General features: G+C 51.8%; 20 protein-coding genes. 11 read left to right on the forward strand and 9 right to left on the reverse strand.

The genetic code is table 11. From position 1 onward, the window contains the following. Positions 1–274: 274 nt before the first annotated feature. Positions 275–478, forward strand: a complete 204-nt coding sequence (locus J3482_RS17755) for a helix-turn-helix domain-containing protein (protein ID WP_146824683.1) — start codon at positions 275–277, stop codon at positions 476–478. Between the two features lie 588 nt (positions 479–1,066). On the opposite strand, the gene J3482_RS17760 is transcribed toward J3482_RS17755, so the two are convergent. From J3482_RS17760 to J3482_RS17785, 6 genes are read right to left on the reverse strand one after another with little or no spacing between them, the layout of a single operon-like run. Continuing rightward, positions 1,067–1,921, reverse strand: a complete 855-nt coding sequence (locus J3482_RS17760) for a dTDP-4-dehydrorhamnose reductase family protein (RefSeq protein WP_206922855.1) — start codon at positions 1,919–1,921, stop codon at positions 1,067–1,069. After that, positions 1,918–2,907, reverse strand: a complete 990-nt coding sequence (locus J3482_RS17765) for a polysaccharide biosynthesis protein (protein ID WP_206919120.1) — start codon at positions 2,905–2,907, stop codon at positions 1,918–1,920. Before J3482_RS17765 ends, J3482_RS17760 begins: the two co-directional genes overlap by 4 nt. Further along, positions 2,900–3,982: a non-hydrolyzing UDP-N-acetylglucosamine 2-epimerase gene (gene wecB, locus J3482_RS17770; RefSeq protein WP_236018365.1), complete on the reverse strand. Its 1,083-nt coding sequence runs from the start codon at positions 3,980–3,982 to the stop codon at positions 2,900–2,902. The genes J3482_RS17765 and wecB overlap by 8 nt, the downstream gene beginning before the upstream one ends. A 5-nt stretch (positions 3,983–3,987) precedes the next feature. Then, positions 3,988–4,971: an NAD-dependent epimerase/dehydratase family protein gene (locus J3482_RS17775; protein ID WP_146824679.1), complete on the reverse strand. Its 984-nt coding sequence runs from the start codon at positions 4,969–4,971 to the stop codon at positions 3,988–3,990. Beyond that, positions 4,968–5,684, reverse strand: coding sequence for a sugar phosphate nucleotidyltransferase (locus J3482_RS17780; protein WP_206922856.1), 717 nt, complete (start codon positions 5,682–5,684; stop codon positions 4,968–4,970). Before J3482_RS17780 ends, J3482_RS17775 begins: the two co-directional genes overlap by 4 nt. Before the next feature lie 12 nt (positions 5,685–5,696). Next, positions 5,697–6,689, reverse strand: a complete 993-nt coding sequence (locus J3482_RS17785; protein ID WP_328702750.1) for an SDR family NAD(P)-dependent oxidoreductase — start codon at positions 6,687–6,689, stop codon at positions 5,697–5,699. 188 nt (positions 6,690–6,877) lie between these two features. Here J3482_RS17785 and J3482_RS17790 point away from each other — a divergent pair, with 188 nt between their 5' ends. The 3 genes from J3482_RS17790 (at position 6,878) to J3482_RS17800 (ending at position 10,805) form a co-directional block, all read left to right on the forward strand. Continuing rightward, on the forward strand, positions 6,878–8,608 hold the full coding sequence (locus J3482_RS17790; protein ID WP_146824676.1) for a glycosyltransferase: 1,731 nt from the start codon (positions 6,878–6,880) through the stop codon (positions 8,606–8,608). Continuing rightward, a complete protein-coding gene (locus J3482_RS17795; protein WP_146824675.1) occupies positions 8,605–9,636 on the forward strand; it encodes a glycosyltransferase family 4 protein in 1,032 nt (343 codons plus the stop codon). The genes J3482_RS17790 and J3482_RS17795 overlap by 4 nt, the downstream gene beginning before the upstream one ends. A gap of 260 nt (positions 9,637–9,896) precedes the next feature. Continuing rightward, entirely contained in the window at positions 9,897–10,805 is a 909-nt protein-coding gene (locus tag J3482_RS17800; protein WP_206919109.1) for a phosphotransferase, read from the forward strand. A gap of 1 nt (position 10,806) precedes the next feature. Here the strand turns inward: J3482_RS17800 and J3482_RS17805 are convergent, their stop codons facing one another. Continuing rightward, on the reverse strand, positions 10,807–11,328 hold the full coding sequence (locus tag J3482_RS17805; RefSeq protein ID WP_146824673.1) for a hypothetical protein: 522 nt from the start codon (positions 11,326–11,328) through the stop codon (positions 10,807–10,809). 397 nt (positions 11,329–11,725) lie between these two features. Here J3482_RS17805 and J3482_RS17810 point away from each other — a divergent pair, with 397 nt between their 5' ends. Then, entirely contained in the window at positions 11,726–11,998 is a 273-nt protein-coding gene (locus J3482_RS17810; protein ID WP_146824672.1) for a hypothetical protein, read from the forward strand. Positions 11,999–12,109: 111 nt separating this feature from the next. Here J3482_RS17810 and J3482_RS17815 read toward each other — a convergent pair whose 3' ends face one another. Then, positions 12,110–12,340 (reverse strand): hypothetical protein, encoded by a 231-nt coding sequence (locus J3482_RS17815; RefSeq protein WP_146824671.1) that lies wholly within the window; start codon positions 12,338–12,340, stop codon positions 12,110–12,112. Positions 12,341–12,658: 318 nt separating this feature from the next. Here J3482_RS17815 and J3482_RS17820 point away from each other — a divergent pair, with 318 nt between their 5' ends. The 6 genes from J3482_RS17820 (at position 12,659) to J3482_RS17845 (ending at position 18,303) form a co-directional block, all read left to right on the forward strand. Further along, positions 12,659–12,874, forward strand: a complete 216-nt coding sequence (locus tag J3482_RS17820; protein WP_206919099.1) for a hypothetical protein — start codon at positions 12,659–12,661, stop codon at positions 12,872–12,874. Positions 12,875–13,162: 288 nt separating this feature from the next. Next, positions 13,163–13,534, forward strand: a complete 372-nt coding sequence (locus tag J3482_RS17825) for a Na-translocating system protein MpsC family protein (protein WP_438938592.1) — start codon at positions 13,163–13,165, stop codon at positions 13,532–13,534. Between the two features lie 78 nt (positions 13,535–13,612). Beyond that, positions 13,613–13,894, forward strand: a complete 282-nt coding sequence (locus J3482_RS17830; protein ID WP_206922857.1) for a hypothetical protein — start codon at positions 13,613–13,615, stop codon at positions 13,892–13,894. After that, complete coding sequence (locus tag J3482_RS17835; protein WP_146824668.1) at positions 13,887–14,717, forward strand: formate/nitrite transporter family protein; 831 nt, start codon at positions 13,887–13,889, stop codon at positions 14,715–14,717. Before J3482_RS17830 ends, J3482_RS17835 begins: the two co-directional genes overlap by 8 nt. A 125-nt stretch (positions 14,718–14,842) precedes the next feature. Then, positions 14,843–17,785 carry a formate dehydrogenase subunit alpha gene (gene fdhF, locus J3482_RS17840; RefSeq protein ID WP_146824667.1) on the forward strand — a complete coding sequence of 981 codons (2,943 nt, stop codon included), beginning with the start codon at positions 14,843–14,845 and terminating at the stop codon, positions 17,783–17,785. Positions 17,786–17,802: 17 nt separating this feature from the next. Then, positions 17,803–18,303, forward strand: a complete 501-nt coding sequence (locus J3482_RS17845) for a helical membrane plugin domain-containing protein (protein ID WP_146824666.1) — start codon at positions 17,803–17,805, stop codon at positions 18,301–18,303. A 54-nt stretch (positions 18,304–18,357) separates the two neighbouring features. On the opposite strand, the gene J3482_RS17850 is transcribed toward J3482_RS17845, so the two are convergent. Further along, positions 18,358–18,599 (reverse strand): hypothetical protein (locus tag J3482_RS17850; RefSeq protein ID WP_206922858.1); only part of this gene is annotated, 242 nt, incomplete at its 5' end.

Consider the following 18,599-nt stretch of genomic DNA (forward strand, 5'->3'; position numbering starts at 1 on the left):
TCCCAAAACGAAATCTATGAGACCAGCTGCACCGCCAAAGGAGGTGGCGGCATTCAAATCGTAGCGAGTATGAATTGTAGAGCTTTTACGAGCAAACTGGCTTCGTGTATGATTATATTGTTTCACCCAAAAGGTGCTCCTTCCTAGCGAAGATGTGGTTCTCGACAAACTCATCTGAGCCATACGGGGAGCACCTTTTCAATGATTCAGGTCAATTCACGATGACACAATCGTCGAAATCCGGGATTATCTTTTTAAGATTGGAGGGTATATCGTGAAAGATCACGATTGTTTACACGAAGTTCTCACCATAACTGAGGCTGCAAAGATGTGGCAAAAGGAAGTAAGTACATTGCGGCATCGCCTGCGCGATGATAGATTCCCTAAAAATGGATACAGAAAAAGTGGGGCTACTACCCTGATTAAGCGTTCTGCAATGGAACAAGTGTACGGCCCTCCCAAGGAAGATTTTCAATAACACGCTTGCTTACTGCTTTACATTCAGTTATTTATTACGATTACGAAGAATCACAATTACACTACAAACAGTAAGTATCACCAATGCAATTCCTGTTGGCAAATCATACCTAGGTCTTGGCAAAAGATAAATAGCCAACATACCTAGCTGAATACTTGCCATACTCCTTAACGAAGTTTTCCATGGAGCAAAAATCATGATGAAAATGATAAATAAAACACACAAAATGATTATAAACAGAGAAAAGTTCAATACAATTGTCCTCTCTATTGGGGATTAGTTAACCTGATGGGCACTATCCCATCAGGTTAACTCCCATAAATCAGGCGCCTTGTGTCGGTTCCGGCATAAGCATGTTACTTGTTGAGAACGGACCAACTTCAAGATAGCGTACATCGTAATAATAAACAGGAACTACCGATAATTGCACCAATAGCAGACCCTGATCCATCTGACACCAGTACACCTACTGCCGCGCCGAGAGCTGCAGCAGCCAGATATCCTGACATACCAAGAATACTTGATGAGTCATATTCGTTAATCTGTGCATGTTGACATTCTCCCCTGCCTTTAGGCATGGGGAGAATGTCAAGCGGAATCGTGTTCATACGCCGCGCGATGCGCTGTCATCCACGCCTTCATTTCTTCGAGCATGGTTTGGTAGTCTGGCACGTTGTACGTAACGTCCGGTCGCGTGTTGACTAGACTTTTATCCGACGGATGGGTTTCGGTCGGCGTCAGGTGGATGTCCTGGCGCTCGAAAATCTCCTGGATCATAGACAACAGCGCATACTTCGATACTTTTTGTGGGGCGGCTAAGTGGATAAGGCCGGTTAAGTCGTGGTCGAGTATCCACTTTGTCGCTTTGGCAAGTTCGAGTGTCGTGACGCCGTTCCAAAAGACATTTGTATATCCTTTGACTTCGCCTGTTTGTCGAGTAAACCAGTGGAACAACCCAATGCCGTCTTTTTTCTCTGGGCCAATAATCGAGGTTCGAATGGTGACATGCGGTGCTTCCGTGACCTCTCCTAACGCCTTGGTCCGCGCGTACACGGTGTCGCCGTCGGCGATGTCTCGTTCGGTGTAGTCTCCTTTGCGCCCTGAGAATACGCAGTCTGTGCTGATGTGGACGAGCTTAAAGCCTTGTTTTGTCCCGTGTTCGGCTAAGAGGTGCGGGAAGAGGCTGTTGATGTAGATGGCATCTTTGACGTTTTCTTCTGCTACTTGATTTAACAGGCCCACCGCGTTTACCACCACGTCGGGTTGCACTTGTTTTAGTGCCTGTTCAACGCGTGGGTGGTCGCGTACGTCGAGGACGATTTTGCGCGTGTCCGGTGGGCCACTTCGCTCAGTGACCCACACATCTCTTTTGATGATGTCTCGAAAGTATTGGCTAAGCACGTGCCCAGCCATCCCGGCGCCGCCGAAAATCAGCAGTTTCATTGTAAGAACCCACCTCGCTTGAGCATTTGCCGAATTTCGCTTTGTGACAGCAGATTTTGGCTGGACTCATAGATTTCGCGCTCGAAGCGTGGATATGCGCGATACGTTTTGAGCAGGCCGGATTTTGGTTGCTGCGGCAGGATGACGTAATATTGATCATCAAATTTGTATGTGTGACATGCTTCGTGGCGTGAAACCAGGACTTCGTGCAGCTTTTCGCCAGGACGGATGCCAATTTCGACGATGTCAATGGACTCGTCGGCGTAGTGTTGGGCGAGGACTGCGGCGAGATCGGCAATTTTACACGCCCCCATCTTCATGACGAAAATTTCTCCGCCTTGTGCGATGGTGGCTGCGTGAAGCAGTAATCCAATGGCGTCTTCAAGCGTGAGGAAAAAGCGGGTCATCGTCTGCGACGTCAGTGTCACGACGCGCTTCTCCCGGATTTGTTCAATAAATAAAGGCACCACACTGCCGTTACTGCCGAGCACGTTGCCGCCGCGGACACAGACGAACCGCGTGTGTTTACTCATCTCATCTGCTTGAATCATCAACTTTTCGCCGAGTGCTTTGGTCATTCCGTAAAAGTTGGCTGGTTCTACTGCCTTGTCGGTCGAGACGTCAATGACCTTTTGCACGCGTGCCTCGATGCTCGCCGAAATGATATTTTGCGTGCCAGTGACATTGGTTTTCAACGTCTCTTCCGGCTGGCGCTCACAAATCGGTACGTGTTTGAGTGCAGCCAGGTGGAACACGTAGTCCACTCCTTGGCAGGCGTTGCGTACGGCGTCGAGATCACGAATGTCACCGATGATAAAGCGCAACTTGTCGTTCGCTGCAAAGGCGCGCTGCATCTGGACTTGCGCGAATTCACCACGAGAGAAAATCCGTATCTCGCGCGGTTCTAGTGGCAAGAGCGCTCGCGTCAATGTCTGACCCCAGGAACCAGTGCCTCCGGTAATTAAAATCGTCGTGTCCTTAAACATCGCAGAGCCCCCCAATCAGAAACTGTGTGATCTTCGTTGAGACATCGGGTTGGCAATAGCCTTCCGGACACGTCCAGTTGCGTGCGGATTGTGCCATCAAGCGCACGCCGTCGCGAATACGCTCACGCTCTACACCGGCTAGGAGGTTGCTGCCGCAGACAATCGTCTCGGGTCGTTCGGTACTTTTGCGCACGGTGACAGAGGGAACCCCGAGAATACAGCTCTCTTCTTGGACTGTGCCGCTGTCGGTGATGACACAACGCGCACCTTGTTGCAGCCGGACGAAATCGAACAACCCTAAAGGTTCGTGGAGCACAAGGCGAGGGTGGTCGTGACGAATGCCAAATTGTTGGAGGCGGGCTCGCGTACGCGGATGGACACTGACGAGTAGTGGATAATCCCACTCCTGTGCGATGTGCGTCAATCCTTGAAAAATACTGTCCAGTCGCTCTTTTACATCGACGTTTTCAGCGCGGTGTACGGTCGCGACGAAATATTTCTGCTCAGCGAGCCCGAACTGTTCAAGTGCTTGGCTGGCTGCAATGTTTGCTCGATAGGTTTGAAGCACTTCGTAGATTGGGTTGCCCGACACAAAGATTCGCGTTGGATGAATTCCTTCGCGCAGTAAATTGTCCCGACTCCCCGGCGTATAAGGCAGGTTGAAAGAGGAGACTGCGTCGATGATGCGGCGATTCAGTTCCTCAGGCACGTCGGTGTCGAAACATCGATTCCCGGCTTCCATGTGGTAGACAGGAATGCCGTTTCGCTCGCCAAGTATCGCGCACAAGGCGCTGTTCGTGTCTCCGAGCACCAGTAACTTGTCTGGTTTTTCCTTGCGGATGATGTCCTCCACTTCAGTAAACATTTGCCCCACCTGTGCGCCAAACGCATGGGATTTAAGGTGGATACGGTAGTTCGGCTGCCGGATGTTGAGTTGTTCAAAAAAGACGTCGCTGAGTGTCTTATCGAAGTTTTGCCCTGTATACACGGTCACATGGCGACCGGCCCACTTGTCCAGTTTGGCGATGACTTGGCTGAGGCGGATAATCTCCGGTCGCGTGCCAAAGATGGTCATGATATTCACGACAATCCCTCCTCAGGCCGGGCGGTTTGCGCCCGATAAAATTCCATAATGTCCTCGATGGATTGGTCTATCGAATACGTGGGCCGCCATCCTGTTGCCGCCTCAATTTTGTTGTGACTGCCCCAGATAATGGCGGGTTCCTCACGCCGAGAACGGTGCGTATCTTCTATTAGATCAAACGGCACCCGTGCGACGTTGCGAAAATAATCGACCAGTTGCGAGAGTGCACGCGCTTGGCCGCTGCAGACATTGAAAATCTCCCCTGGCTTGGATAGGCGGTTGTACGTGGCCAGTTGCCAATAGGCAGATACCGCGTCGCGCACATCCAAAAAGTCGCGTTGTACCTCGACGGGCCCCAGGGTCAATGTGCGCGGGATTTCGGCGCGTTCCATCCGGGCGATGTCGCGCGCAATTTTGGCGCAAACGCCACCTGTTGCACCGGGGCCAATCAGGTTAAAGGTACGGGCGACGACCACAGAGATCTCGTACCGCGATGCGTAATAGCGACTGAGCCACGTTTGAAACAGCTTGCTCCAACCATAAGGATTGCTGGGTAGCGTGAGCGAGGACTCCGTCAAGGGCAGTGCGGTCACATCGTTTCGAGGTGCTGCATATTCCTGGGCGGATCCGACGATGACCACTCGTGGCCGGGTGTTTGTCCGCACGAGGGCGTCGAATAGATGTTTCGTCGCCCATACGTTGTTGCGAATGAATTGTGTTGGCTGGCGCCACGACTCAGGTACGCTGCTGGCGTTTGCCAGATGGACGATGTACGTCGGAGAGACTTGTTTCACCAACTGGAATACCGATTCCCGGTGCAACATATCGCACGGGTAGTACAAAACGTCCTGTGACCCTGAGAACGCCTTTGTTCGCCCGGTGGCGACACAAGGAATCTCTCGCGCGCAGAGATAGGCAACCATATGCTGGCCGACAAATCCGTTGGCTCCGGTCACGAGTGCTGTCTGTGTGCCATTCATGTGCAATCCCCCGGCAGTAATTGCGATTGAATGGAAGGGAAGATCTCACTCGCCTGCGCAAAATCGGATTGGCGTCCGATGTCGAGCCAAAACGATTGATTCTCATAATGTTGTACGGGTTCTCCAACGGCCAACAGTTGGAGAATCAAGTCGGGCATATCGTAGTACGTGTCTTCTGGAATGTGGCGAACAAGCGCTGGGTCTGCCACATAAATCCCCATGCTGACGAGTTCTCTGCGTTCAGGCTTTTCCAAGAATTTGGTAACTCGAATGCCATCCGTTCGCAGTACCCCAAATTCGATGGGGACGCGACGGTCTTGCGATGCGATGGTCAAAGCGCTGTCGCTGGCGCGGTGAAACGCCATCATGTTGCGAAAATCCAGGGTTGTGAGAACGTCGCAATTCATAATTAATACAGGCTCCTGCCCGACGAAAGGCACCTTCTGCAGCGGGCCAATGGTGCCAAGAGGTTTGTCTTCCACGACGTAATCGATGTCGACGCCCCATTTGCGGCCGTCCTCGAAGTAGGTTTGGATAAGTGATGCAAGATAGCCGCAGGCCATGTGGATGGTTGTAAATCCGTGATGTTTCAGTTGTTTTACAATGATTTCAAGAATCGGCTGGTCGCCAATGGGCAACAACCCTTTCGGGAGTACTTTCGTGAAGGGAGCTAGCCGTAGCCCTTTGCCTCCGGTGATGATGACGGCTTCCACTTGATTCCCTCCTCAAATGACGTAATCGTTTGTCTTGTATCGGTCTTGGTGCGAAGCAATCCACGCAATGGTTCGCCGTAAGCCTTCGTCAAAGGAAACCGTTGGTTTCCAGCCGAGCTTCACTTGGGCGCGCTGGCTATCCGAAAACAGCCTATCGACTTCGCTTTTGGCGGGGCGCAAACGCTCTTGTGCGACACGAATGGGAATCTCGCGGCCCACCAAGCTGCGGACGCGTTCAGCAATATCTCTGATGGATATTTCAAACGAGGAACCGGCATTAAACACTTCCCCGAGTACGTCGTCCTTCGCGGTTGCGGCGCAGAGAAACGCGCGTGCCGTGTCTTCTACGTATGTGAAATCACGGGTTGCTGATAGATTGCCGAGAACGATTTCCGAGTGATTGAGCGCCTGTTGAATGATGGTTGGGATGACCGCGCGCAGCGACTGGCGTGGACCAAACGCGTTGAACGGCCGTACAGTAACAACTGGCAATTGGTAGGAGCAATAGAAACTCTCGACAATTTTGTCGGCCGCGATTTTGCTGGCTGAGTACGGCGATTGTCCCTGTAAAGGGTGTTCTTCATTCATTGGGACGTAGCGTGCCGTGCCATATACCTCACTGGTTGAGGTGTGAATCATCCGCTGAACTCCGTTTGCGAGTGCGGCCTGTGCCACGTGAAGTGTACCTAAAGCGTTGGTTTGAACGACGTCGTAAGGGTTCTGATAGGAGTACGGGATGGCAATGAGTGCTCCTAAGTGAAACACGATATCAGTCCCTTTGACGGCGTTGTGGACCGCGTAGGAATCACGAAGGTCGCCTTGCACAATGTCAATCTCGCCTTGCAGTTCGACCGGCAGTGTGTCAATCAGCCCCCTCGAATTGGCCGAGTTGTAATGGACGAACACTTTGGTATTGGCACCAGCAGCAATCAGTTGCTCCACGAGATGACTGCCGATAAAGCCCGCCCCACCGGTGACGAGCACATTGCTGTTTCGCAAATCCACGCAAACCCCTCCTTTGGTCGATACCTACTGATATTGTCCGTTCGCGAAAAGTGAAAGGGCGAACTGCCGTAGGCTCGGAAAGTTGGACGCAAAGCCCCCGCCGCGGGCGTCGATTTGTCCAATCAGCCAAGGGGTGGGTTGCGTAGGATGCTCAGAACTACGTGAGCAAATGGTTTGGGGGGATATCGATGAAAGTTGTGATCCCCGTCGGGGACCTGCACATTGGTGGCGGATGTCAGGTGCTTGTGGACATTGCCAATGCCCTACAGGCGGCAGGACATGAGACCGAAGTCGTCATGCCTGCGTCTGGTACGGTGCAATACAACCTGCAGGCAAAGCTTTCCGTGGTACCTGCGCTCACACACGAGCATATCCCGGAAGGCGATCTCATTTTGACGAACTTCTTTACCACCTGCATAGGGCCATATCAAGCGTACAAGGACCGATGTGTACGGCTGAGTCTTGGGTTTGAACCCTATTGGGTGCCGGAAAAGCAAACGGCACTTTGGACGTATAAGCAGGGGGTTCCCGTGATTGCAATTTCCCACTGGTTGGATGAGCAAATTGCTGCGCATACCCATCAGCGAAGCCAAGTGGTGCCCCTCGGTGTGGACGTAAACGTCTTTCATCCAGGTTCGCGTGAACACGTGACCGGGTCACCCAAGGTGATTATGTATATCGCGCGCAACCCCGCGTACGGATACGAACTCAAGGGGTTCACTGATTTCCAAGCAGCCATTGCCCGGCTGCGCGATACGTACCCAGGCGATTTTATTGTCCATATGGTTTGTCCAGAGGGAGATTTGGCGTTGCCCGACGGCGTTCCTTACCGCGTGTTTCGACCGACGAGCGCACAGGAGATGGCCAACTTGTATCGGGGCGCGGATTTGTTTGTTTCGACATCGTGGTTTGAGGCGTTTGCGTTGCCGCCTATGGAGGCGATGGCCTGTGGAACGCCCGTGGTGTCGACCAATTCAGGTGGTCTGTTGGATTATTGTACGGATATGCAAAATGTCGTGCTGACACCGCCAAGGGACCCTGATGCTTTGGCCGCACAGATGATGCGTGTGCTTCAAGATGCGCAGCTCGCCAATACGTTGTCGCAGGCAGGTGTGGTCACGGCTAGTCGCTTTACGAAGGAGAAGTATCTGCAGGGGATGATTGCTGCCATTGAGAACGCGCATCGGGATCGGGCACATTACGTGGAACCGAAGGTGTCGATTGTCATCCCATTTTACAACTGCGCGTACATCGCACAGGCGATTGAGAGTGCGCTTGCGCAGACGTATTCAAATCTGGAAGTGATTGTGGTCGACGATGGATCAACCGAACATGTGGAGAAAGTGCAGCCTTACCTTGATAAGATCCATTATTTACGCAAGGAAAACGGCGGCACCGCCAGCGCTTTGAACGTCGGCATTCGCCATGCGACGGGGCGATACTTTTCGTGGCTCAGCGCAGATGATGAATTCCTGCCTGACAAGACGGCCACGCAAGTGCAATGGATGAAGGAGAATCAATTAAGTATTAGCTATGGTGCGTTTTTTTATATGAACGAGCGAGGGGAGCTTATCAGTGGCAAGGTGGGAACGGCGTTCGCGAGCGATGTCGACTTCTATCGGACGATGAGCCAGTGGTGTCCTATCAATGGATGCACGGTGATGATTGACATGCGGGTGTTTGAGACAGTCGGCGTGTTTGATGAGACACTGCCGTATACGCATGATTACGACCTTTGGTTGCGGGCTTTGCAACATTATCCATTTCGTTATTTGGATATTCCGCTGGTGCGTTATCGGGTGCATGAGGAAATGGGAACGAAGAAACACGAACGAGCAATTGCCAAAGAGTTGCTGGTCGTCCAGCAAAAGTATCAGTCGGTGATGCAACGGATGGTGGAAGGGGGACTACAGCCGTGAAGTTGACGTTTCCGATTCTAACCTTGTGCATTGGCGGTGCCCAACGCATGCTCGCGGAAGTGACGAATGGTCTCGTCGCGCGTGGACATGATGTCACGATTCTGATGCCGCCACAGGGAGACGTGGATTATCCCGTACAAGCGCGTATCATTCGGACAAAAGAGCCTTCTTTACGCCCGGAGGATTATCCGGTGAGTGACGTGATTGTGTCGAATTATTACTTGACGGTATCGTCAGCTGCTTTAGCGAGTGCCAGTGGCAAGGGCCTGCATGTGCGCTTTAGTCTTTGTTACGAGCCGACGTTCTTGCCAGATAACCACCTGACGTTTCCCACGTATCAGTTTACAGACAAGGTGATTGTCCTGTCCGAGTGGCAGCGGCAAATCATCGCGTTAAACCACGGTATCTCCGGACGGATTGTACCCGTTGGCGTGAGTGCTACGTTTCGCAACTTGCATCGGCGCGAGCAAAACACCAACTTGCAGATAACGGCCATTGTCCGGCACGCGGAGGGAAAGTGGTCGTGGCATCGTGATCAGCCATATCTCATCACCGAGTTGGAACGCATTTGTGCGAGTCGTCCAGGTGTCGTCGTCAACCTCATCTGTCCAGCCCGAGAACTTAGTATTTCACCGACGCTGCAACGTTTGCAGAAAAGCGGTCGCTTCGTCTTTCATTCCCCGGAGACTGACGAAGCGTTGCGCGACGTGTACAACATGACTGACATCTTCGTCAATTCCTCGACTTACGATTCCGCCTCCATTCCTGGGCTGGAAGCGATGAAGTGCGGTGCTGCGCTCGTGACCACCTATTCAGGTGGCAATGCGGATTATTGCCGACACATGGATAATTGTCTGCTGTCGTATCGATACGAAAGTCGGCTCGCGTATGACGTCCTCCGATTGATTGATGACGCTCAGCTAAGGCGCAGACTCGCTGAAAGTGGCGAGCGGGAGGCGGAAAAATGGACTTGGGAAAATAGTGTTGAGAAATTTGATAGCGCCATTCGGGCATTTACAGGGAACTGATCTATCTTGACAAGGGCGAGAAGAGGAGAATTGCCTATGCCGTGTGTCGTTTGGCTGACGGGCCTGTCTGGCTCAGGCACGTTACGGGCATACACCAAACATATGAAGCGCCGCTTCATCCGAAATTCGTCATCAAGTCGGATGAGGTGAGTGTCGACGAGGGCGTGCAAAGTCTTCTTCTACGTTTGTGCAACCAGTTGGTGTAGCAAGGGGGAGTTGGAGGACACGGGGCATTCTCATGGAGATAGGGGGACAACTCGATGACGTTGTTCTCAGAGATTGAACAGGCGTACGGTATGCAAATCGAAAGCTGGCAAGCCATCAAAGATGTTTATCGGGTTTGCACAAAGGCGCACGGAATTTTATGTGTGAAACCGTACCGCATTCCTTTCGACGAATTGTCGTTTATTCTCGCCGTTCAGGAGCACGTGCGCAATTACAATTTTCAATTTGTTCCAGCGACATGTAAAACCGCCGAGGGACATTTGGCGATTCGTTACCATCATCGTTTTTATGTGTTGTCACGGTGGATTGTCGGTGGAAACCCTGCGTTTCACCACGAGCATGCACTCGCAGAGGGGATTGAAACGCTCGCTCGATTCCACAGTGTAAGCCATGGGTTTGCCGAGTCTGTACCTCCGGCGCGCATGCGGGCGTGGCGGATAAAGGAGAACTTTTTCCGGCAAAAACGGATACTCAAGCGGATGGATGGCGATTGGAATCGAAGTGATTTTATCAATTTATGTGCGCGTGCCATGCGGAAATTGGATGACCGCCGCGTTCAGCGCGCCATTGAACGAGAAGTTCAGGCACGGGCGGTCATCCATGGTGACTACAATTATCCGAACCTAGTCGTCGATAGACTTGGACGCTATCACTTGATAGATTTTGACAACGCCTCTGTCCACGTCCGAATGGAAGATTTGGCTCATGTGTTACACCGCAATGCGCCCTGGCAGGTGCCCCAGATGTCGCGTTTAATCGAGGTATATGACCACGTGCGCCCGCTCGCACAAAATGATTTGCACTTGCTCGTGGCACTTCTCCTACAGCCATACCCACTCATCCGTGCGCTGCGCGCTGGAAAGTCGATTCACGCGATACAATCGCGCTTGCCAGGCACGTCACTTGTAACACGTTATATTCGGCAACTGGAGCAACTCGTCTAAATCAGAGGTTGTTGTAATCGTCGTAATTGCCGTCATCAAAGTTGTCCGTATCGATTCCATCCTGATACGGATCTTGGATATCGTAATCTACGTCATTTGCGTAAGAAGGGGCGGAATTTGGATAGTTGTCATCGGCGGGGAAGCCATCGCCACCGCCGATAGGCCCTTCGTTTAATCTCATCTGTAGCGCATCAATTTCGTCTTGTTGAAGAATGTTTTGTTGTATTAATTCGTGGATCATCTGGTCTTCACCCAGGCCGTTGAAATAATCGAATTGCCCCATATCAATCCGCCCTTGTTCCAATAAGTAGGTCAGCAATGCACCGGCGGCCATGCCTCCTAGAAAGGTCCCTGCGCTAAATCCAGGTGACGGATAATCCGGTGGTACGGGGTCATACGGGTTTCGCGTATCTGTACGATAGTAGGTGTCTCGATAGGACTCTCTGTATACCCTGCGGTTTCTCTGAGTAAGTAAGAGAACCAGGAGTATCGCAATCACAATCAGTAAGATCATCACGAGCATCTGTGTATCCACTCCTTGCAGCGCACTTTTCTATCTTTCGATTCGCGCTATGTAGCGTTTTATCGCGTAGTCCACAGGGTTATCCACAAATCAGTGGTGTTATCCACAGAGTTATCTACAATTTTACTCACAGGCGATGTGTTGGCAAACATCAATATCTGTGTTTTCATGCTGTGGCTTCATGTTCAGGAATTTTTACAGCGGCGTAACGCGTTTGAAATTTGATTGTAATCTTTCTGTCGTACAATCACGGGCGTGAATGAATTCGATATGCTTTGTATGAGGTGCTCCTCCAGTCATATCTGGTAGGGGCCAATTTTTTCATCTGCGCGGTTCACCTGGATAACGGATTTGGGTGTACGATATAGTGAGATAGAACATACGGAGGCGATATGGGATGAAGATGGATTATGCAACGTTTCGGAAGCTAGTGTTGCTGGCGAAGAACAATCCTGGAGGTCATCCGTTTATGGTACGTTCGTTGCTGCATGGGTTTATGCAGCCCGCGAAAGAAGCAAAGTGGTCTGTGCCAGATGATGTGGTGAATAGTGTAGCAGAGCAAAACGCGTTGCCGGATACCGTCGCACACATCTATCACAGCGCAGCTCTCTCAGAAGAGGGGAAAGTGCGTCAGGCGCTGGATAAGATCTATGCAGCTTTTGCAGAGTGAATTTGAACATCGCGTGTGTTGACGCCTCTTTGCGTAGAGGCGTCTTTTGATTGGCGGTTACTGCCGTGTATTTGCCGCTTCATGATGCCGCCAGTAAATGTACGGTTTGCGTCATGCAGATTGGTTCTGACCCTTGCCTGCCTGCCTGCGCCGCCGCTGTGCGGGGTTAGGGCGTTTACGCCCCTTGTCACGCCGAAATAAAGCGACGACCAAGAGGCTGTCGAGGATAAGTATCGCAACGACTTCAGCCGCAAAGACGACGAGCGGCGCATTCAACATCATCGATAAAAATGTGACGATAGCCACGCAAACTAAGGAAAGTAGTAACCCGTACCCTTTCATGACATCATCTCGCAATCTTTATCGCCATCACTTTATGTAGATTCGGCACATTGTGTGTGGTTATGGCCGCCGAAATCACCGGGCGTTCCGACCATCAGGTGCGCCGTTGACTATATGCGGGTCGGCGCCTATCTATTCTACTATCACGATTGTATATTCGCGCTGTCAATTGCCGTTTTGGCAACGGTTGGGGGCGCCCATGCTTCTATCACGACCGTAGTGGGAACGTTTTCCTGAATAATTTGGTGACGTCAGTAGTATTGGACGGAGTATCTGCGCACTGGCTGGTTTGCGCCAGCAATTGCGCTGGCTGGCGGATTGCTCGTATTATTGAAAGTTGTGTTTTGCGTGCTCGCGTTTGGTTTGACCGTGGTGTTTGTGTTGGCGCACGCACGGGCCTTCGGGTTCGCCGGTTTGGACTTTGACGTCCCTGCTACTGTGTTCTGGTTAGCCGTTTCTTTGTGTGACGGAGCAGATGGCACCGGTTCGCGGCGACTGGCTGGGGCAATGCTGCCAACTCGATTGCTCGTTTGATTGGCTGGTAAAGGGCTTGGTGGCCGATTTGTCGTCATTCGGATGATCACCTCTCTTGAGTGGAAAGTGTGATAATCTAGGATTTTTCGTTTCACATCGTTGGTGAATACCTGTAGCGTTTGCAAGGGTATCGGTGGGCATACGGGCGTTTGTGTACGCGATACGCCTATCGATAACCAATGCGCCTGAGTGTTTGTGAGCAGGCGTTTGCAGTGTCTGCGCCGAAAATGGTGTAAACCGGCAGAGAGGGCATGGCGATATGAACGGATTTGGAAGGGAATGATCACGTTGCCAAAACGAAAGGAGCAGGCGTTTAACGAAATTGTGCGGCGCGTGCGGAAAGACTGCTTTGGCAAGGGACCTGAGCGCATCCACACGGTGTTTGTGGAAAACATGGCGATTTCGGTGCTTCACGGAAATTTGACGCCGACGGAGAAATTTATCAGTCAAACGCCAGAGGGTGCTGAGATTGTTCGAGCTGCTCGCACAAATATGATTCAAACACTGTATTCGCAACACGTACCGGATGGGATGGAGGAATTGATAGGCTCAAAAATGCTCCATCTGTTTTCTGATTTTAAAGTGGCAGAGGATATGGGCGTTTCGGTATTTATTTTTGAGAAGCCGATTGATCCATTTTATAGCGGGCACGATTCGTAAGAGTAATAATCATTTGTATGTATCTTAATTTTTTTCGACAGATTGCTTCGCTTTTCGAAAAAACATGGTACAATATCCATGTGGTTCGACCATTGTGCAACCAGTGGCCGAGCGCACATCACAAATGAGCAGGTTGGTGCGCTTGTATGTTGGCATGCAGGCGAATTTCAACGGCGCAAAGACATGGCTGTATTCGCTTACAATGTCATGTACTTTGTGCCGTTTTTACGTTCTACTGAACGCTTGTGCCGTGATGCGATTCTCGAACTCATTTTTAAAGTTTGTGTTTCAGCGCCGGCGGCAGTAGACGGTATGTACATCAACCGCTCGTACATAGGAGATGGTGGTTTTTATGAGTAGCAACTTTTTAGCACCGGCCGAAATCGCGGAAGCAGCGGCAAAATCGGGGGAGGATAAAGCGAATTCCTCCATCCTCAAACTCCTTGTCTTAGGGTTTCTCGCGGGCGCATTTATCGCTATGGGTTTTATCCTGGATATCCGGGTGACCGCAAGTTTGCCTGAGCAGTGGGGCTCGCTTAAATCCCTTATTGGGGGTGCTGTATTCCCGATAGGGCTCATGTTTGTCATCATCGCTGGCGGGGAGCTCCTCACTGGCAACATGATGACTGTGCCACTTGCGCTGCACAAGAAGCGCGTGAAGATTAGCGGATTGATTTACAATTGGGTTTTTGTATTGATTGGGAACTTCCTCGGATCCATTTTTATGGCGGGTCTTGGGATTTGGTCGCAGGTGCTCTCAGCAGATCCGTACAAGTCCGCGACAATTGCGCTTGCCACTTCCAAAGCCACGCTGGCCTTTGGGCCCACTATCGCGTCTGCGATTGGTTGTAACTGGCTTGTATGTTTGGCTGTCTGGATGGCATTGGGATCAAAGGATATCATCAGCAAAATTTTTGCCATTTGGTTCCCTGTCATGGCGTTTGTCGCAATTGGCTTCCAGCACGTTGTGGCCAATATGTTTATCATTCCAGCTGCAATCTGGCTAGGGGCGGACATTTCCTGGGGTCAGGCGATTGTGGAATGGTGTGGCGCCTTCATTGGTAACGCAATTGGCGGTTGGCTGTTTGTCGGAGTGGCTTATTATCTCACCTATTTGCGTGGTCGTTCAAAGGCTGGCGCGACCGATGTCAGTGAGGAACAGAGCACAGGTGCTACCTTGTAATTCAATCTAGGTTTGTAAGTGGGTTGGCACGTCGCAATCGCCGCGTGCTGGCCCGCTGCATTCGTTTCATTTTATTCCTCGCCACTCAGCGTGAAACATTGAATGAATAGATGGGGGGAATTCTCATGACATCAGATTTTTTACACATTCAACTTGATGGCAACGACGTGGCCGTAGAACCAGGGACATCCGTTTTAGAGGCGATTCTTGGAACCGGCCAAGAACATCCGCACGTTTGCTACCATCCCGCCCTCGGTCCAATTGAGACATGCGATACCTGTATCGCTGAAGTCAATGGCAGTTTGGTTCGCGCCTGTTCGACGCAGGTATCTGACGGCATGGTTGTGCGCACCAAGGCGGTCGGTGCGCGATTCGCGCGCAAGGAAGCGATGGATAGAATCCTTAAGAATCACGAGCTCTATTGTACCGTCTGCGATAACAACAACGGGAACTGCACCATACATAACACGGCGATGCAGATGGAAATCGAGCACCAATCGTACCCGTTTCAATCGAAGGCTTATGAAAAAGATATGTCCAACCCGTTTTATCGGTATGACCCTGACCAGTGCATCCTTTGCGGTCGCTGTGTCGAGGCGTGTCAGAATCTGCAGGTCTCAGAGGTGTTGTCGATTGATTGGGATCGCGAAATTCCACGCGTCATCTGGGATAATGACGTACCGATTAACGAATCGTCTTGCGTCTCTTGTGGGCATTGTGTGACGGTTTGTCCATGTAACGCTTTGATGGAGAAGTCGATGCTTGGCGAAGCTGGCTATCTCACAGGCATTGAAGACCAGACGCTTGGCAAGATGATTGAATTGACCAAGAAAGTTGAACCGGGTTACTCTTCGATTTTCGCGGTATCAGAAGTAGAGGCGGAATTGCGCGAGGCGCGTATCAAAAAGACGAAAACCGTCTGCACATATTGTGGTGTCGGATGCAGCTTCGACGTTTGGACGAAGGACCGCAAAATCCTCAAAGTCGAGCCGAATATGGAAGCGCCAGCCAACCAAATCTCCACCTGTGTCAAAGGAAAGTTCGGCTGGGATTTCGTCAACAGCAACGAACGCATTGTCGAACCGCTGATTCGGCGCGGTGACGCATTTTACCCTGCGACGTGGGACGAAGCGCTCGATTATATCGCGGAAAATCTCAAACGGATTAAGGAAGAGAACGGTCCAGACGCGATTGCCTACATCTCTTCCTCGAAGACAACGAACGAAGAAAACTATTTAATGCAAAAACTCGCGCGGTCCGTCATGTTCACCAACAACATCGACAACTGCTCGCGTTACTGCCAGGCTCCAGCGACAGAGGCGTTGCGGCGTACGATGGGCTTGGGGGGCGATACCGGATCGATCTCTGACCTGTCGATAAGCGATCTCGTCATTATCGTCGGCGCCAATCCGGCTGAAGCGCATCCTGTGTTGTCAACGCGTTTGCGCCGCGCCCAGAAGAAGCATGGGCAGAAGTTGATTGTTGCGGATCTGCGCAAAAATATCATGGCTGAGCGCGCAGATATCTTCTTGAGACCGCGCCAAGGTACGGATTTGGTCTGGCTGTCGGGTGTGACGAAGTACATCATCGACCAGGGCCGTCATGATGCGGAATTTATTAAGAACCGGGTTACCGGCTTTGAACAATACGTGGCATCGCTGGAGAAGTACACATTGGATTACACGTCAGATGTGACGGGGCTGTCCAAGGAGCAGTTAATTGCGACTGCAGAGATGATCATGAACGCGAAGTCGGTCGCCGTTTGTTGGGCGATGGGTGTGACGCAGCATTTGGGCGGTTCGGACACGAGTACAGCGATTTGCAACCTCCTGCTCGTCACGGGGAACGCTGGACGTCCAGGTACGGGCGCGTACCCACTGCGTGGACACAACAACGTCCAAGGTGCTGGCGATTTCGGTTGCGCTCCGGCGTTCTATCCCGGCTACCAGGCATCGGCGGACAAGGATGTCCTTGCGAAGTACGAACAGGCGTGGGGAACGCCGCTGCCGACCAACCCTGGTTTGAACAACCACCAGATGGTTGACGCGATTCACGAGGGCAAACTTAAGGCAATGTACTTGATTGGCGAGGACATGGCTGTCGTCGACTCGAATGCGAACTATGTACAACAGGCGTTTGAAAAGCTCGATTTCTTTATCGTGCAGGACGTGTTCTTCAGCAAGACGGCATCGTTTGCCAACGTGATTTTGCCAGCGAGCCCGAGTCTTGAAAAGGAAGGTACCTTCACGAACACGGAGCGCCGCATCCAACGCCTGTATCAGGTGTTGCCGCCGCTTGGCCAATCGAAGCCGGATTGGCAAATCATTCAAATGGTGGCCAATCGCTTGGGTGCCAACTGGAACTACACATCGCCCAAGGAAATTTTTGAGGAAGCGTGCGCGACGACGGAACTGTTCGCCGGTGCGACTTACGAACGGTTGGAGGGTTACAAGAGCTTGCAGTGGCCGGTGCTGCCAGACGGTACTGATACGCCGCACCTGTACCTCGACGAGTTCGCTTTGGAAGGCGGTAAAGCGCGACTGTGGCCCGTTGATTGGACACATCCGTTGACGCTGCCGGAAGAGTATGATCTTGAACTCAACAACGGCCGCCTGCTCGAACACTTCCACGAAGGTAACTTGACGGCGCGTGTACCTGGTATCAATAAAAAGGTTCCAAGCAGCTTCGTCGAAGTATCACCGGAATTGGCTCGTGAACGCGGCATTGTGGATGGCACGTTGGTTCGCATCACCTCGCCATATGGTCGTGTGAAACTGCGCGCTGTCGTGACAGATAGGGTTCATGGTAAACAGATTTATATTCCGCAGTTGTCGGCAAAGGACGATGAGACGGTGAACATGTTGACGAGTAGTGATCACGACACCGTCACCTTCACCCCAGCCTACAAGGAGATGCGGGTCAAAATGGAGGTCCTTGAATTCACGGGTAAATCCCCTGTCGTCAAAGGCAACTTCCGGTTAGGACACCCAAATCCGCAACCGGGCGTCAACGTGGATAAGAAGTGGGCGCGTAAAGACTACCGACCGCTGGTCGGCGAGCGTTCGTAACGGAGGGGGAAGAAGATATGGCAAACGCCATCACGACGATTGTTCGCCCAGTGAAAACGGCGGCAGATCTGGAAGCTGAAAAGCTCGCACAGGTGCGCACGGAGACCGCTGCCGACGCCGATGGTTTGATTGAGGGAATGAAGCTCCTGCAGGCGATGCACGACAAAGGTTTGCTGGAGATTTTGGTAGCCTTGTTCGATCGCGGCGACAAAGTGATGAACAAACTGGTCGACCTTCTCTCCACACCAGGTGCCTCGAATGCCCTCCAAACGGCGCTCGCTGCGATGCAGGGCATGAGTAAGATTGATGGTACGGCAGTGGCGAAGTCGCTGGATGGGCTCACAGCGGGGCTTGATCGCGTAGCGAACGCAGACATCCCCGCGAAGCCGATGAGTGTCTTCGAGTTGATGAAACAACTTAAAGACCCGGACGTCAGTGCAGCCCTCCGTTTGGGTCTCGAGTTTCTCAAAGGACTTGGCCATGCGGTGCGCACGGGCGACAATTCATCGCAGCACTAAGTGCAACTGGGGCGCGGGTTTTTTGGTCGGTGGTTTGCGTAGGTACAGATGAGATCATAAATTGCGGATAAAGGGGTAGCCTGACTGGGCTGCCCTTTTTTTCTTGGCGCATTCTTTGGCGCATTTTTTGGTGTTGGGAGGGGCTTGCGGTTTTGTATCGACAAAGTTGAAAATAGTACTTGCGCCCTGTTTCATATCATGATATATTGTTTCTCGCCGCTTCAAGCGGTGCTGTCCGTAAAGCTTTTGGTTCCTTGAAAACTGAACACACACGCCTAAAAGTTTCGGTCGACGTG

The organism is Alicyclobacillus suci, from assembly GCF_017329615.1.
GTDB lineage: Bacteria > Bacillota > Bacilli > Alicyclobacillales > Alicyclobacillaceae > Alicyclobacillus > Alicyclobacillus suci.

Excerpts from the sequence above, each read along its gene's own strand:
- J3482_RS17760 (WP_206922855.1), bottom strand. The coding sequence starts at position 1,921 with ATGAAACTGCTGATTTTCGGCGGCGCCGGGATGGCTGGGCACGTGCTT.
- J3482_RS17765 (WP_206919120.1), bottom strand. The coding sequence starts at position 2,907 with ATGTTTAAGGACACGACGATTTTAATTACCGGAGGCACTGGTTCCTGG.
- wecB (WP_236018365.1), bottom strand. The coding sequence starts at position 3,982 with ATGACCATCTTTGGCACGCGACCGGAGATTATCCGCCTCAGCCAAGTC.
- J3482_RS17775 (WP_146824679.1), bottom strand. The coding sequence starts at position 4,971 with ATGAATGGCACACAGACAGCACTCGTGACCGGAGCCAACGGATTTGTC.
- J3482_RS17790 (WP_146824676.1), top strand. The coding sequence starts at position 6,878 with ATGAAAGTTGTGATCCCCGTCGGGGACCTGCACATTGGTGGCGGATGT.
- J3482_RS17800 (WP_206919109.1), top strand. The coding sequence starts at position 9,897 with ATGACGTTGTTCTCAGAGATTGAACAGGCGTACGGTATGCAAATCGAA.
- J3482_RS17805 (WP_146824673.1), bottom strand. The coding sequence starts at position 11,328 with ATGCTCGTGATGATCTTACTGATTGTGATTGCGATACTCCTGGTTCTC.
- J3482_RS17810 (WP_146824672.1), top strand. The coding sequence starts at position 11,726 with ATGAAGATGGATTATGCAACGTTTCGGAAGCTAGTGTTGCTGGCGAAG.
- J3482_RS17815 (WP_146824671.1), bottom strand. The coding sequence starts at position 12,340 with ATGAAAGGGTACGGGTTACTACTTTCCTTAGTTTGCGTGGCTATCGTC.
- J3482_RS17830 (WP_206922857.1), top strand. The coding sequence starts at position 13,613 with ATGTGGTTCGACCATTGTGCAACCAGTGGCCGAGCGCACATCACAAAT.
- J3482_RS17835 (WP_146824668.1), top strand. The coding sequence starts at position 13,887 with ATGAGTAGCAACTTTTTAGCACCGGCCGAAATCGCGGAAGCAGCGGCA.
- fdhF (WP_146824667.1), top strand. The coding sequence starts at position 14,843 with ATGACATCAGATTTTTTACACATTCAACTTGATGGCAACGACGTGGCC.
- J3482_RS17845 (WP_146824666.1), top strand. The coding sequence starts at position 17,803 with ATGGCAAACGCCATCACGACGATTGTTCGCCCAGTGAAAACGGCGGCA.